1 pseudogene is annotated in these 433 nt (G+C 57.0%); it reads right to left on the bottom strand.

What is annotated here, in order from left to right:
- Positions 1 to 119: 119 nt before the first annotated feature.
- Positions 120 to 433, bottom strand: a pseudogene (locus V2S85_RS27200) (hypothetical protein); the annotation flags it as partial.

Genomic DNA, 433 nt, shown 5'->3' with positions numbered 1-433 from the left:
ATAAACGCCGGGCAAACCATGTTCGAAATAAGCAACATCGTCACCGCTGCTTGATTACCAAAATTACATCGCCAAACCTGCCGCGGCGGTTCAACCGCAACGTGGAGGATTTTTACCGCTTACGGTGTCAGGACGATTTTCACGATGAGCTGGCGTAAGGCTTCGGAAGCGTCATGACGCTCGTCAGGCTGATCCAGCGCGTCGGTGAGTGCGCTCACCTTTCGGGCATAGATGCCTGCTGCGCTGGGCAGGATGTCGGGCTTCGTATCCGGCTTGCCGCTCAGCAGCACGTTCAGTTCAGCCTTGCGAGCTGGAGACCCGCAAAAACCGGGTAATTTCTGGCGAAGCGGGCTGGTTTGATGACGTCGAGGCTTCGGGGCGCACCAAGGGCATCGTTCGGACCAATTTCCATCATGCCCGGCGTTGATTTCGC

Origin of the sequence: Novosphingobium resinovorum, from assembly GCF_036352595.1 — a bacterium.
Lineage (GTDB): Bacteria > Pseudomonadota > Alphaproteobacteria > Sphingomonadales > Sphingomonadaceae > Novosphingobium > Novosphingobium resinovorum_B.
Note: the sequence above shows the minus strand (reverse complement) of the source record. Positions and strands in the feature narration are given on the sequence as shown.